At 69.8% G+C, this 14086-nt stretch carries 16 protein-coding genes; 9 read left to right on the forward strand and 7 right to left on the reverse strand.

Annotation, left to right across the window (positions count from 1 at the left end):
* Positions 1 to 171: 171 nt before the first annotated feature.
* Complete coding sequence (locus F1643_RS15890) at positions 172 to 402, reverse strand: hypothetical protein (RefSeq protein WP_194914202.1); 231 nt, start codon at positions 400 to 402, stop codon at positions 172 to 174.
* A 363-nt stretch (positions 403 to 765) separates the two neighbouring features.
* Here F1643_RS15890 and F1643_RS24965 point away from each other — a divergent pair, with 363 nt between their 5' ends.
* From F1643_RS24965 to F1643_RS15935, 9 genes are all read left to right on the forward strand, one after another.
* Complete coding sequence (locus F1643_RS24965; protein ID WP_370540637.1) at positions 766 to 1221, forward strand: FliH/SctL family protein; 456 nt, start codon at positions 766 to 768, stop codon at positions 1219 to 1221.
* Between the two features lie 34 nt (positions 1222 to 1255).
* A complete protein-coding gene (gene fliN / locus F1643_RS15900; protein ID WP_111069733.1) occupies positions 1256 to 1573 on the forward strand; it encodes a flagellar motor switch protein FliN in 318 nt (105 codons plus the stop codon).
* Entirely contained in the window at positions 1573 to 2469 is an 897-nt protein-coding gene (locus F1643_RS15905) for a motility protein A (RefSeq protein WP_194914203.1), read from the forward strand. Before fliN ends, F1643_RS15905 begins: the two co-directional genes overlap by 1 nt.
* Positions 2470 to 2473: 4 nt before the next feature.
* Complete coding sequence (locus F1643_RS15910; protein WP_194914205.1) at positions 2474 to 4027, forward strand: sigma-54 dependent transcriptional regulator; 1554 nt, start codon at positions 2474 to 2476, stop codon at positions 4025 to 4027.
* A 40-nt stretch (positions 4028 to 4067) separates the two neighbouring features.
* Positions 4068 to 6242: a flagellar biosynthesis protein FlhA gene (gene flhA, locus F1643_RS15915; RefSeq protein ID WP_194914207.1), complete on the forward strand. Its 2175-nt coding sequence runs from the start codon at positions 4068 to 4070 to the stop codon at positions 6240 to 6242.
* A gap of 46 nt (positions 6243 to 6288) precedes the next feature.
* Positions 6289 to 7554 (forward strand): GTPase, encoded by a 1266-nt coding sequence (locus tag F1643_RS15920; RefSeq protein WP_194914209.1) that lies wholly within the window; start codon positions 6289 to 6291, stop codon positions 7552 to 7554.
* Complete coding sequence (locus F1643_RS15925) at positions 7551 to 8348, forward strand: MinD/ParA family protein (protein WP_108546967.1); 798 nt, start codon at positions 7551 to 7553, stop codon at positions 8346 to 8348. The genes F1643_RS15920 and F1643_RS15925 overlap by 4 nt, the downstream gene beginning before the upstream one ends.
* Positions 8349 to 9056: 708 nt before the next feature.
* Entirely contained in the window at positions 9057 to 10226 is a 1170-nt protein-coding gene (locus F1643_RS23490; RefSeq protein WP_255542869.1) for a hypothetical protein, read from the forward strand.
* A complete protein-coding gene (locus tag F1643_RS15935) occupies positions 10223 to 10576 on the forward strand; it encodes a hypothetical protein (protein WP_194914212.1) in 354 nt (117 codons plus the stop codon). The genes F1643_RS23490 and F1643_RS15935 overlap by 4 nt, the downstream gene beginning before the upstream one ends.
* Positions 10577 to 10586: 10 nt before the next feature.
* Here F1643_RS15935 and mnhG read toward each other — a convergent pair whose 3' ends face one another.
* From mnhG to F1643_RS23495, 6 genes are all read right to left on the reverse strand, one after another.
* The gene (gene mnhG / locus F1643_RS15940; RefSeq protein WP_194914213.1) at positions 10587 to 10937 is read right to left on the reverse strand and encodes a monovalent cation/H(+) antiporter subunit G; all 351 of its coding nucleotides are present in this window, start codon (positions 10935 to 10937) and stop codon (positions 10587 to 10589) included.
* Positions 10934 to 11215 (reverse strand): K+/H+ antiporter subunit F, encoded by a 282-nt coding sequence (locus F1643_RS15945; RefSeq protein WP_149224327.1) that lies wholly within the window; start codon positions 11213 to 11215, stop codon positions 10934 to 10936. The genes mnhG and F1643_RS15945 overlap by 4 nt, the downstream gene beginning before the upstream one ends.
* On the reverse strand, positions 11212 to 11700 hold the full coding sequence (locus F1643_RS15950; protein ID WP_149224328.1) for a Na+/H+ antiporter subunit E: 489 nt from the start codon (positions 11698 to 11700) through the stop codon (positions 11212 to 11214). Before F1643_RS15950 ends, F1643_RS15945 begins: the two co-directional genes overlap by 4 nt.
* A gap of 8 nt (positions 11701 to 11708) precedes the next feature.
* Positions 11709 to 13256 (reverse strand): monovalent cation/H+ antiporter subunit D, encoded by a 1548-nt coding sequence (locus F1643_RS15955; RefSeq protein ID WP_255542870.1) that lies wholly within the window; start codon positions 13254 to 13256, stop codon positions 11709 to 11711.
* A gap of 61 nt (positions 13257 to 13317) precedes the next feature.
* On the reverse strand, positions 13318 to 13662 hold the full coding sequence (locus F1643_RS15960) for a Na+/H+ antiporter subunit C (protein WP_194914214.1): 345 nt from the start codon (positions 13660 to 13662) through the stop codon (positions 13318 to 13320).
* Position 13663: 1 nt separating this feature from the next.
* Positions 13664 to 14044, reverse strand: coding sequence for an MnhB domain-containing protein (locus F1643_RS23495; protein ID WP_255542880.1), 381 nt, complete (start codon positions 14042 to 14044; stop codon positions 13664 to 13666).
* Positions 14045 to 14086 lie beyond the last annotated feature (42 nt).

Consider the following 14086-nt stretch of genomic DNA (forward strand, 5'->3'; position numbering starts at 1 on the left):
AGCCGGAAGAACTGTTCATGGCATGACCAAGACGACCTGTTCCGCATCGCGGAGATGGTGTCCTGGGCATCGTCGCCTGCTGATCATCCTGCTGGTCATCCGCCCCCTGATCTCCCCGCCTTCGAGAAGCGGAGATGCAGTGAGGAGGACGAATGGACCGCCTGCTGACCATCAGGCCGGCATGCCGGCCGCACTCGCCGCCCCCACCGGCGCGCTGCCCAGGATCTGGCGTTGGAAGCGGCGCAGGCCGACGAGGAGCTGGAGCAGATGATCGACATCAACCGGGTGGAAGGCCGCGTCGCGCGTCGTCCCCTGCGCAAGGTCGGCGAGATCGTCGACAAAGCATCCCGAAGAAGCGTCTCGAATCCTGCGCAACTGGCTGTACCAGGAGAGCTGAGCCATGCCGCCTCCGTTGACATACCGTCTTTCGAGGGGGGTGCGGCGATGAGCGTGCGCAAATTCTCTCTTCGACGAGTCCTTCGACGTGGACGCCGTGCCCCGCATGACCCATGTGGAGGACGACGATCTGCTGCCGGAGGACGAGTTCGCCCTGCCGCCCGAGCCGGAGCCGGAACCGGAGTTGCCGCCCGCACCGACCTTCGGCGAGGAGGAGTTGGCCGCCGCCCGCGCCCAGGGCTACGAGGAGGGTCTGGCCGCCGGCAAGTCGGAGGGCACGGCCGCGGGATACGGCAAGGGCTTCACCGACGGCATGGCCGCCGGTCAGAACACCGGGTACGAGCGCGGCAAGGCGGAGGTCCAGGCGACGTGGACAACCGCATCGCCAACGCGCTCTCCCAGATCGCCGACGGGGTTTCCCGCCTGCTGGCGGAGCACGAGGCGGGCAGCGCCGCGCGCACGGAACAGCCGGTCCATCTGGCGCTGGCCATCGTCCGCAAGCTGCTGCCCGAATGGGCGCGGCGCGGCGGGATGGCCGAGGTGGAGGCGATGGTCCGCAACTGCCTGACCGACCTGATCGACGAGCCGCGGCTGGTCATCCGGGTGGCGGAGGATACGATGGGGCTGGTGCGCGACCATCTGGACCGGACGGTCGGAGCGAGCGGATTCGGTGCCAAACTGATGGTGATCGGCGACCCGTCGATCGCGCCCGGCGGCTGCCGCATCGAATGGGCCGAAGGCGGCATGGAGCGGGACACCGCCCAGCTGCTTGCCGAGATCGAGCGCCGTGCCGCGCACATGCTGGAGGCTCCGGCCCCCGTCTAAGGGGTGACCGGATTGAAGGAGGTCCGAGACCGACATGCCGAGCGACAATTTCTCGCTGAACGACCTGCACGGCGGCGATGGCGACGACTACGCCAGCCCCGGAATCGCCAAGGATCTGGAGGCGGTGTACGACATTCCCGTCCAGATCTCCGCGGTGCTGGGCAAGTCGACCATGCAGGTGGCGCAGCTGCTGAAGCTGGGCCGCGGCGCCGTGGTGGAGCTGGACCGCAAGGTCGGCGAAGCCATCGACATCTACGTCAACAACCGTTTGGTCGCCCGCGGCGAGGTGGTGGTGGTGGAAGACCGGCTGGGCGTGACCATGACGGAAATCATCAAGTCGGACCGGGGCTGATGGCGATTTCGTCCGACAGCACCGCATCCCGCGCCAAGACGGCCCAGCCGCAGCCGGCAGCACCCGCCGCCGCACCGGTGCGGGGCGTGCGGCTGCGCGGCGGGCTGGACGTGGCGACCCTGGTCGGGCTTGCCGCGGCGGCGGCGGTGATCCTGCTGGCGATCACCACCGGCGGCTCGGCGCGTGCCTTCCTCGACCCGCCGTCGCTGCTGATCGTGCTGGGCGGAACGCTGGCGGTCACCACCGCCTCCTTCTCGCTGGGCGACGTGGCGGTGGCGTGGCGGAGCGCGGCGGCGGTGCTGGTCCACCAGACGCTGGACCCCAAGGGCGTGGCGCGGCAGGTGATCCTGCTGGCGGAGGCCGCCCGCCGGGCCGGGCCGGAGACCCTGCGCAACGTCCTGCCGGAACTGCGCGGCGAGCCCTTCCTGCACCGCAGCGTCACCCTGATCACCGAAGGGCATCCGCCCGACACCATCGAGCAGATGCTGACCGGCGAGGTCGAGGCGACCGCGGGCGCCCTGGGCAAGAGCGCCGGCGTGCTGCGCCGCGCGTCGGAAGTGGCCCCGGCCATGGGGCTGATCGGCACGCTGGTCGGCCTCGTGCAGATGCTGGGCAGCCTGAGCGACCCATCGGCCATCGGGCCGGCGATGGCGCTGGCCTTGCTGACGACCTTCTACGGGGCCGTGCTCGGCAACGTCGTCCTTTCCCCGCTCGCCGCCAAGGTGGAGCGGTCGGCGGAGGAGGACGCGCTGGTCAAGACCCTCTTTACCATCGGCGCCGTATCCATCGCGCGCCAGGAGAACCCGCGGCGTCTGGAGATGCTCCTGAACGCCGTCCTGCCGCCTGGAAAGCGGATCCAGTATTTCGACCGGGAAGCCCCGAGAGTGGGAGCGTAAGGCTATGCGTCTGCTGATCGTTGGAACGTTGGAAGGCTACATCACCGCCGCCGGCAAGATCGCCATGAAGCGCGGGGCCAAGGTGTCGCACACCGACAGCATCGAAGGGGCGCTGAACGCCTTGCGTGCCGCCGCCGGTGCCGATCTGGTGATGATCGACGTCAAGCTGGACATCGCGACCTTCATCGACAGCCTGAAGTCGGAGCGGATCACCATCCCGGTGGTCGCCTGCGGCATCGGCACCGATGCGGCCGCCGCCGTGCGCGCCATCCGCGCCGGCGCCAAGGAATATCTGCCGCTGCCGCCCAACGCCGAGCTGATCGCCGCGGTGCTGGAGGCGGTGGCCGAGGAAAGCCATTCCATCGTCTGCAGCGATCCGGCCATGCTGGCCACCCTGCGGCTGGCCGAGCAGGTGGCGCCCAGCGACGCGTCGGTGATGATCACCGGCGAGAGCGGCACCGGCAAGGAGCTGATGGCCCGCTTCATCCACCGCAAGAGCCGACGGGCCAACGAGGCCTTCGTCGCGGTGAACTGCGCCGCCATCCCGGAAAACCTGCTGGAATCGGAGCTGTTCGGACACGAGAAGGGCGCCTTCACCGGCGCGGTGGCCCGGCGCCTGGGCAAGTTCGAGGAGGCCAACAACGGCACCCTCCTGCTGGACGAGCTGTCGGAGATGCATCCGCGCCTGCAGGCCAAGCTGCTGCGCGCCATCCAGGAGAAGGAGATCGACCGCATCGGCTCCAGCCAGCCGGTGAAGGTCAATGTCCGCCTGATCGCCACCTCCAACCGCAATCTGGAGGCGGAGGTCCGCTCCGGCAATTTCCGCGAGGATCTGTATTTCCGCCTGAACGTGTTCAGCGTGGCGATCCCGTCTTTGCGCGAACGCCCGGCCGACATCCCGATGATCGCCGAGCATTTCCTGAAGAAATACGCGGAGGCCAACGGGCTGGGCGACAAGCGCCTGACCGAGGACGCCCTGCTGATGCTGAAGACCCATCACTGGCGCGGCAACGTGCGCGAGCTGGAAAACACCATGCATCGTGCCGTCCTGCTGTCGCGGGGCGAAGAGGTCGGGCCGGAAGCCATCATGCTGACCAGCAAGCTGCTGGCGCCGGAAGGCAGCGCCCAGGCCTCCATCCCCGCCGACTCGCCGGTCGCCAACCCGTTCGCCGGCCCCGGCGGCACCGTGCCGGCCGCGCAACCGCAGCAGCCGTCCGCCCCGCTGGTGGTTCAGCCGCCGGGGTCGCTGCCGACCAGCTATGGCCCGCCGAAGGGCGGCAAGTCCGGACCCTATGGCATGGCCGCCAACAGCAGCGCGGCTGCCGCCGCCAGCGCCGGGACCAGCGGTGCCGGTCTGGCGGCGCTGATCGGCCGCACGGTGGCCGACGTGGAGCGTGACCTGATCCTGGAGACGCTGACCCACTGCCTGGGCAACCGAACCCATGCCGCCAATATCCTGGGCATCTCGATCCGCACGCTGCGCAACAAGCTGAAGCAGTACGGCGACGAGGGCCGCAGCGTGCCCGCGCCGGGCAACGACGAACGGGCGACGGCCTGACGGCCGGTCCGGGACCGGGCCCTGAGCGGCGGGAGCATCCATGGCGCTGACGGAACAGAATAACGGTGGAGGCGGCGGGGGCGGCGGTCCCGGCAACATGGCCGCCTTCGGCGAGATGTGGTCGGTCGCCAAGTCGTCGCTGAAGCGCGGCGACGTGGCGATGGCCATCGGCATCCTGATCGTCGTGGTCGGGCTGATCATGCCGCTGCCCAGCGTCATGCTCGACATGATGCTCGGGCTGAACATCACCATCTCCATCCTGATCCTGATGGTGGTGCTGTTCATCGAAAAGCCGCTGGAGCTGTCGTCCTACCCGACGATCCTGCTGATCACCACGCTGCTGCGCCTGTCCTTGAACATGGCCTCCACGCGCCTGATCCTGACGCAGGGGCATGAGGGCACATCCGCCGCCGGCCATGTGATCGAGGCCTTCGCCAGCCTGGTCATGGGCGGCGATTTCGTCATCGGCGTGATCATCTACGCCATCCTGACAATCGTGAACTTCAAGGTCATCACCGCCGGTTCGGGCCGCATCGCCGAAGTGGCGGCGCGCTTCACCCTCGACGCCATGCCCGGCAAGCAGATGGCGATCGACGCCGACCTGTCGGCCGGCATGATCGACGAAGGCACGGCGCGCGCGCGGCGCAAGGAGCTGGAGGACGAAAGCGCCTTCTTCGGCTCCATGGACGGTGCGTCGAAGTTCGTCAAGGGCGACGCGGTCGCCGGTTTGATGATCATGTTCATCAACATCATCGGCGGCGTCACCATCGCGGTGCTGCGCCACGACATGCCGGTGATGACGGCGCTGGACACCTTCACCAAGCTGACCATCGGCGACGGCCTCGTCTCCCAGATCCCGGCGCTGGTCATCTCGATTTCCGCCGGCTTCCTGGTGTCGAAGGCCGGCATGGGCGGCTCGACCGACAAGGCGGTGGTGGGACAGCTGACCGGCCACAGCCAGGCGCTGGCCCTGTCGGCCGGCGCCGTCGCCGTTCTTGCCCTGCTGCCGGGCATGCCGATCGTGACGCTGGCCCCGGTCATCGGCGCCGTGGGCTTCGCCGCCTGGTACATGCCGCGCCTGCGCGCCAAGAAGGAGGCCGAGGAGGCCGCCGCGGCGGAGGAGGCAGCGGCCGGCGCCGGGCCGGGCGGCATGCCCGGTGCCGGACCGGCTCCGGACGAACCGATCGCCACGGCACTCGCCATCGACCTGATCCGGCTGGAGCTGGGCTACGGCCTGCTGTCGCTCATCAACCAGCCGCAGGCGGGCAGCCACCGGCTGACCGACCAGATCAAGGGCCTGCGCCGGCAGATCGCCGGCGAGGTCGGCTTCGTCATGCCGGCGGTGCGCATCCAGGACAACCTGCAGCTTCCGCCCAACACCTACATCATCCGCGTGAAGGAGATCGAGGCCGGGCGCGGCGACATCCGGCCCAACATGCTGTTGGTGATGGACCCGCGCGGCGACGCCATGAGCCTGCCCGGCGAACAGACGGTGGAGCCGACCTTCGGCCTGCCCGCCATCTGGATCGAGCCGGGATACCGTGAGGAGGCTCTGTTCAAGGGCTACACCGTGGTCGACCCGTCGACCGTGGTCACCACCCACCTGACCGAGCTGATCAAGGACAACATGCAAGAGCTGCTGTCCTTCACCGAGACGCAGAAGCTGCTGGACGAGACCGACAAGGAACACCAGAAGCTGATCGCCGACGTGGTGCCGAATCAGATCACTGTGGGCGGATTGCAACGGGTGTTGCAGAATCTCCTTGCCGAACGCGTCTCGATCCGGGATCTTCCCACCATATTGGAAGGGGTATCCGAAGCGACCAGCCAGACCCGCAGCATCACCCAGATCACCGAGCATGTGCGGTCCCGCCTTGCCCGGCAGATCTGCGACGCGAACACGAACGAGATGGGCTTCATCCCGCTCGTCACCCTGTCTCCCGAATGGGAACAGGCGTTCGCCGAGTCTTTGGTGGGCGACGGGGACGACCGGCAGCTGACGATGGCCCCGTCCCGCCTGCAGCAGTTCATCACCTCCGTCCGCCAAACCTTCGAGCGACATGCCATGATGGGCGAGAGCCCCGTTCTGTTGACCAGCCCGCTGATCCGGCCGTTCGTCCGCTCCATCGTCGAGCGGTTCCGGCCGGCTACCGTGGTCATGTCCCAGAACGAGATCCACCCGAAGGCCCGCATCAAGACCCTAGGGCAGATCTGATGGTGCGCGCCGCTCTCTCCCCCCTGCCTGACGGAAGGCACCGCCGATGCGGCTGAAGTCCTTCCACGCCAAGACCATGTCCGACGCCATGCGGATGGTGCGCCAGTCGCTGGGCGACGACGCCATCATCGTCGCCACGCGCGAGGAGGAAGGCGGCGGCGTGCGCGTCACGGCGGCGGTGGAAGAGGACGACCTGCCGGCCGCCCCCGTCTCCGGCGGTGCGCGCGGCGGCCGGGCGAAGGCCCCGCCGAAGCCGGTCGAACCCGAGATCGACGTGGGCGAGGTGGTGGCCGACGCCCTGCAGCGCCACGGCGTCCCCGCCACCCTGGCCGAGCAGTTGATCGACGCCGCGTCGGGCCTCGACACCGAGGATCCGCGGCTGGCGCTGGGCTCGGCGCTCGATTCCTATTTCACCTTCAATCCGCTGCCGGACGGGCGCAGTCCGGTGAAGCCGCTGGCGCTGGTCGGGCCGCCTGGATCGGGCAAGACGCTGGTCGCGGCCAAGCTGGCGGCCCGCGCCGTCTTCAAGAAGCGGTCGGTCGGCGTCATCACCACCGACACGGTGCGCGCAGGCGGCGTGGACCAGTTGGCCGCCTTCACCCGGCTGATGAAGCTGAAGCTGGCGACGGTGGAAGACCCCGACGCGCTGGCCGGCGCCTTCGAAGTGCACCGAAAGACCGACCTCGTTCTGGTCGACACCGCCGGCCGCAACCCCTTCGACGCCGAGGACATGCAGGATCTCCGCGCCCTGCTCGGCGCCGGGGAGGTGGAGCCGGTGCTGGTCCTGCCCGCCGGGCTGGACGCGCTGGAGGCCGCCGACATGGCGCTGGCCTTCAAGGCGGTGGGCGTGCGGCGGATGCTGGTCACCCGGCTGGACATGACCCGCCGGCTGGGTAGCCTGCTGGCGATCGTCGCCCGCGCCCGGCTGTCCTTCTGCGACGCCAGCGTATCGTCCAAGGTGGCGGAGGGGCTGACCGCCCTGAACCCGCTGGCGCTCGCCCGCATGATGATCCCGGCCGAGGAGAAGGCGCCCGCCACCAAGGAGTCGGCGCCACGCCGCTCCGCCCGCACCGCGGACTGGGAAGAGGAAGACGACGGGCAGCCGGATCATGAGCCGGACCATACGCCCATGCGCAAACCGACCTTCGGGCGGGGCTATGAGCCGGAGGACGACGAGGCGGAGATCGAGCCGGCGCCGCCACCCCCGCCACCACGCAGGGCCACCGCCGCCAAGCCAACGAAACCCGCAACCGCAAAATCCGCAACCAAGGCAAAAGCCTCCAGTTCCCCCTCGTCGAGGACCCTGCCATGACCGATCCGGTGTTCCCGGCCGCCCTCAAGAACGTTCGCCCGCTGCGCGGCGCCAACGTCATCGCCGTGGCCAGCGGGAAGGGCGGCGTCGGCAAGACGTGGTTCTCCATCACGCTCAGCCACGCCCTCACCAAGGCGGGAATGAACACCCTGCTGTTCGACGGCGACCTCGGCCTCGCCAACGTCGACATCCAGCTGGGCTTTTCGCCCAAGAACGATCTGGGCGCCGTCATCAACGGCGAGGTGACGCTGGCCAAGGCGGCGCAGCGCTTCCCCGACACCGGGTTCGACATCATCGCCGGACGGTCGGGATCGGGCACGCTGGCGCAGTTGCCGAGCCAGCGGCTGTCCGGCCTGCGCAACGACCTGCTGGAACTGGCCAGAAGCTATGACCGGGTGGTGATGGACATGGGCGCCGGCGTCGACCGCACGGTGCGCACGCTCTCGGGTCCGGCCGGCACCACGCTGGTGGTGACGACGGACGAGCCGACCTCGCTGACCGACGCCTATGCCTTCATCAAGCTGACCCATGCCACCAATCCGTCGGCCGACCTGCGGATCGTGGTGAACATGGCGCAGAGCGTGAAGGACGGCGAACGCACCTACGGCACCATCCTGAAGGCCTGCCAGAACTTCCTGAAATACAAGCCGGCGCTGGCGGGCATCATCCGCCGCGACCTGAAGGTGCGCGACGCCATCCGCAACCAGACCCCGCTGCTGACCCGCTCGCCCGCCTGCGACGCGGCGCGCGACGTCGAGGCGATCGTGCAGCGGCTGCTGGCCGGCTCCAAGTAGCGGAACCGATGGGCGGGGCTCTCCCACCATCGGTCACGCCCGCTGCCGCCACCGCCGTGGCGGCCCCCGCCACGCCCGCACCCGTCACGGCCGAGGCCACGGTCGTCCGATTGCCCGAGCGGCTGCCGGAGGTGACCCGCCCGGTGGTGCTGACCGGCACGGTCGCCGGCCAGACGCCGGAAGGGCTGACCCGCGTGCGCACGTCGGCGGGCGAACTGCTGCTCGACAGCAAGGCTGAACTGCCGCCCGACAAGCCGGTCACCGTCCAGATCACACCTGGCGCCAGCACGCCAACGCCCACCACACCCGCGACGATCCCGGCCAAGCCCACGGCGCTGATCTTGCTGCAGGCGCTGGGGACGCCAACCGGCACGACGGGGGCCGGCACGGCGGCGGGCGGGACGGCCGCAGCCCCGCCCGCAGGCAGTCCGGCACCCGGAAACGTCGCGACTCCCGCCATCCTGCTGCCGACCCCCATCCCGGGCACGGTGCCGGCCCTGCCGCCTCTGCTGCCCGGCACGGTGGTGCCGGCGCTGGTGATCGCCGGCGGATCGGGCGCCAAGCCAATGCCGGCGACACCGGCCGGCGGCGCCGCACCGCAACCGGCACCCCCACCCCAGCCGGCGCCAACCCGGTCGGACCGGCCAAACCCGACGCTGCGGCACCCGCCACACCAGCACCCGCCACCCCTCCATGCCGGCACCGCCAATGGGCGGGGGAAGCGCGACCTTCGGCACACCGGTCCAGTTGGGCGGCGATGCGGCGCACCCCGGTGCCGGGTCTCCGGCGACATCGGACCGCCCCGCCGCCCCCGTCGCCGGTTCCTCTGCCGAGCCGCCCGACCTGCCACGCGGCGCCACGGTGGCGTTGAAGATTTTGACCGTCACACCGCCTCCGCAACAACCGCCACCGCTCGGGCCCCCCGAGGCCGGGGGACGAACCGGGCCAGGCGGAAACCAGACCGGCGCTCAGGCCGGCGGCCAACCCGCTCCGGAAGCGGCGGATCCCAACCTTCCGCCCGACACCCCGGTCCTGCGCGGCACGATCGCCGGCAGCACGCCGCAGGGTCAGCCGATCCTGGCGACCAAGCAGGGCATGCTGGCCCTCAACGTCCCGGCCAGCCTGCCGCCGGGCGCCAAGGTCACCGCGGCGCTCACCGACCTCGCCCAGGCGACCCAGGCGGCGGCACCCACCCTGCCCGGCCCGCCGGGGCCGCTCGGCGAGCGCGACTGGCCGGCGATGCGGCAGCTGATGGCGACGCTGGCGGCGTCGGACCCGGCACTCGCCAAGTCGATGCTGGCGACCATGCCGCAGCCGAACCGCAAGCTGACCGCGGCGCTGGGCTTCTTCCTGGCGGCGATGCGCGGCGGCGACGCCCGCGGCTGGCTGGGCGACGATGCCTCGTCCGCGCTGGACAAGGCCGGGCGGCGCGACCTGCTGGACCGGCTGGACAAGGATTTCGAGGGACTGCGCCGCGAGGCCGCGGAACCGCTGCCGGGCGACTGGCGCAGCTACACCATCCCGCTGATGGATTCGACCGGCCCGAAGCCGATCAGGCTGCATGTCCATCCCCTGAAGGAGGACGAGGAGGGCGACGGCAGGCCGCGCGGCAAGCCCGGAAGCCGCTTCCTCATCGATCTGGACCTCAGCCGCTTCGGGCCGATGCAGCTCGACGGGCTGGTGCGGCCGAACCATTTCGACCTGATCCTGCGCAGCCACGCCGCCCTGCCGCCGGAGCTGCGGGTGGAACTGATCCAGGTCTTCGCCGACAGCGTGCGGGCAGTGGGCTACAGCGGCGGGCTGTCCTTCCAGTCGGGTGCCCGCAGCTGGGTGAAGCTGACCCGCGCCGGGCAGGCCGGGCTTGGAGTTTCCGCATGAGACGAGAGCGCCTGACCACCCGCCCCTCCCCCGACGCCCGCCACGACTATCTGGTGGAACTGCGCGGCGAGCCGATGGCCGGCACGCGCCTGACCCTGCGTCTGGTGCCCGACCGGCTGGTGCCGGACCCGGCCTCCGTCGCCGCCTATCTGGCGGATTTCGCCGGTTTTGCGGAGGGGCTGGAGGCGCTGGCGCTCACCATTTTGGACGATCTCAACAACGAGCTGGTGCCGCGCTGGGTCGAAGTGGTGCTGGAGAGCGACACGCCGCTGCCCCATCGCGTGGCGATCGAGGACCGGCAGCCGACCTGGGACAATCCGCAACTGATGGGGCGGCTGCGGCGGATCTGAGGAAGCCCGGTCAATCCGAAGGCGGTGGCGGCACCTCGTCGCTTCCCTCCGTGCGGTCGCGGTAAAGGGCGGCACGGGCCAGCAGCATCAGGGTGATCGGCGTGGTGACCACCATCAGGGCGGTGATCAGCAGCTCGTGGATGATCGCTCGCGATTCCAGGACGGAGAAGAACAGCATCGAGGCCAGCAGGATGCAGCCGATGCCCAGCGTCGCACCCAGCGTCGGGGCGTGGACCCGCTGGTAGAAACTGTCGAAGCGCAGCAGGCCGACCGTCCCGATCAGCGTCAGGACGGCGCCGGTCAGCAGCAGCACCGCGGTCAGGACCGCCGCCCAGGCGGGAATTTCGGCCAGATGGGTCATTCGATCACCTCCCCGCGCATCAGGAACTTCGCCAGCGCCGCCGTCGACACGAATCCCAGCAGGGCGATGATCAGCGCCGCCTCGAAATACAGGATGCTGCCGGTGCGGATGCCGAAGGTCAGCAGCAGCATGGTCGCCGTGACATAGAGGGTGTCCATTCCCAGCACACGGTCCTGCGCCCGCGGCCCGCGCAGCACCCGGAAGGCCGCGAAGGCCATGGCGGTCACCAGCAGGATCTGGGTCAGAAAGATCGTTCCCATCAGAAGTTTGACGATCATTCGAACAGCTCCATCAACCGTGTCTCGTACCGCCCCTTGATGAGGTCGATCCACTCCTGCTCGTCCACAAGGTCGAGGATGTGCAGCAGGATGGTGTTGCGCGACCGGTCATAGGCGACCCACACCGTGCCGGGGGTGGCGGTCAGGATGCAGGCCAGCGTCGCCAGCCCGTAGGGTGCCCGTAGGTCGAGCGGTATGCGCAGGAAACCCGACACCCGCTCTCCCTTGCCCGGCCGCAGGATGATCTTCGCGACGGCGATGTTGGAGCGGACGATGTCCACCAGCACCAGCAGCAGGAGCGACACGGCGGCCCGCGGCCGGCGGAGCCGTCCTCCCGGAAGGCCGAGCGTGTTCAGCGTCGCGGCGGTCGCCAGCGACAGCACGCCGCCGAGGATGATCGTGCCCGGAGCCACGCTTTCGTTCAGCAGCAGCCAGACCCCCAGCAGGGTCGCGGTCATCATGGGGTAGGGAAGCCATCTGCTCATCGCCGGTCTCACTGGGTGCCTCCGGTCGTTCCGGGTGTGCGGGCAACGGACATCACGGCGCCGTTGTAGTCGCGCGGAGCATGCAGCGACCTCGCGGTGTCCTCCATGTAGCGCATCGCCGGCCCGGCCTGGACGGTCAGCGCCACATTGAGGGCGAGCAGAAGCAGGACCGGCGCGATCTCCGCCAGCCGCACGCGCGGCGCCTCCTCGGAGGGGGAGGCCCAGAAGGCATCGATGCCGGCACGCGTCATCGCCACCACCGTCGCCAGCCCGGACAGGACCAGCGCCGCCATCAGCACCCAGGTGGTCACCGGCACGTCCGGGCCGGCGGCCAGCAGCGGCGACAGGATGGCGAACTTGGCGAGGAAGCCCGAGAGCGGCGGCAGGCCGGCGAGCAGCAGCGCGCTGGACATGAAGCCGATGCCGAGGATCGCCATCGTCGCCGGAATGGCGACGCCGGCACCGCCGTCGTCGGAGTCCTCGTCATCGCCCTCGCCGTACGCCTCGCGGGTCACCGCCAGCACGTCGGCACCGACGGCGCGTCCGCGCTCCACCAGCTCCACCACCAGGAAGAAGCCGGCGACCGCAAGAACCGAACTGGCGAGATAGAACAGGGCGCCGCCGGTCACCGACAGCTGCCCGGCGCCGATGGCGGCCAGCAGGGTGCCGGACGACACCAGCACGCTCGCCCCGGCCAACCGCGCCATGTTCTGCGTCGCCAGCACGGCGATCGACCCGAAGCCGATGGTCAGCAGCCCGCCGACCAGCAGGACATTGCCGCCGAAGCCGGAGGAGGCGCCGGCCCCGTCGCCGAACACCAGCAGCCACAGCCGCAGCACGGCATAGACGCCGACCTTGCTGAGGATGGAGACGATGGCGGCAGAGGCAGCACCCAGGGTGGCATAGGTGTTGGGCAGCCAGAAGCCCAGCGGCCACATCCCCGCCTTGATCAGGAAGGCGACGCCCAGAATGGCCGCCCCGGCCTCCAGCAGTCCGCGATCCTCCGCCGCCAGCCCGGCGACCCGTCCGGCCAGATCGGCCATGTTGAGGGTGCCGGAGATGCCGTAGATCATACTGACGCCGATCAGGAACAGCAGCGACGCCACGAGATTGATAGCGATGTAGTGCAGGCCCGCCCGCACCCGTGCAAGGCCCGAGCCGTGCAGGGCCAGCCCGTAGGAGGCGGCCAGCATGATCTCGAAGAAGACGAACAGGTTGAACAGGTCGCCGGTCAGGAAGGCGCCGTTCAGCCCCATCAGCTGGAACTGGAACAGCGAATGGAAATGCGCGCCGGCCTTCTGCCAGCGCGGCAGCGAGAACAGCAGGGCGGCCACCCCCAGGATGCCGGTCAGCACCAGCATCAGCCCGGCGAAGCGGTCCAGAACCAGCACGATGCCGAAATTCGCCGGCCAGTCGCCCAGCCGGTAGACGCGGACACCGGCCGCGCCCTGGTCCGCGACCGTCATCGCCAGGACGGCCAGCCCCAGCAGCGCCAGCGCCGACGCCATGCCGATCACGGCCTTCAGCGTGCGCTGCCGCTCGTCGATCAGCATCATCACCGCACCGCCAGCATGGGCAGGACGATGGGCGCGATGGTCAGGTGATCCATCCAGCCGGTCACCGGCTCTTCTCCTTTCCGTCGACATGGTCGGTCCCGGTCAGGCCGCGGGCCGCAAGCAGCAGGACGAGGAACAGTGCGGTGGTGGCGAATCCGATGACGATGGCGGTCAGCACCAGGGCTTGCGGCACCGGATCGGCATGCATGGCGAGGTTGCCGGCCCGGCCGCCCTCCAGGATCGGTTCGGCGCCGGTGCGCAGGCCGCCGGTGGAGAAGATGAACAGGTTGACGGCATAGGACAGCAGCGACAGGCCGATGATCACCTGGAAGGTGCGGGGCCGCAGCAGCAGCCACACGCCGGAGCCGGTCAGCACGCCGATGCCGAGCGAAAGGATCAGTTCCATGTCAATCGTCTCCCACGGCGGTCGGCACCGGCCCGGATTGCACCGGTTCAGGCACGGCCGGCATCTCCGCCGGCCGCGGCGCCGCGGCACGATGGCCGCGCAGCGACTGGCGGGCCAGCGCGATCAGGATCAGGATGGTGGCGCCCACCACCAGGGCGAAGACGCCGATGTCGAACAGCAGGGCGCTCGCCACCGGGATCTTCCCCAGCACCGGCAGCTCGGCGTAGGCGAAATAACTGGTCAGGAAGGGCCGGCCGAAGATCCAGGCGCCGAGACCGGTGCCGGCGGCCAGCAGGATCCCGACTCCCATCCAGCGCATCGGCAGGACGCGCAGCCGCGCCTCCACCCACTGGGTACCGCCGAACATGTATTGCAGGATCATGGCGATCGCCACGGTCAGACCGGCCGCGAAGCCGCCGCCCGG

This window comes from Azospirillum sp. INR13 (genome assembly GCF_015390205.1).
Taxonomy (GTDB): Bacteria; Pseudomonadota; Alphaproteobacteria; order Azospirillales; family Azospirillaceae; genus Azospirillum.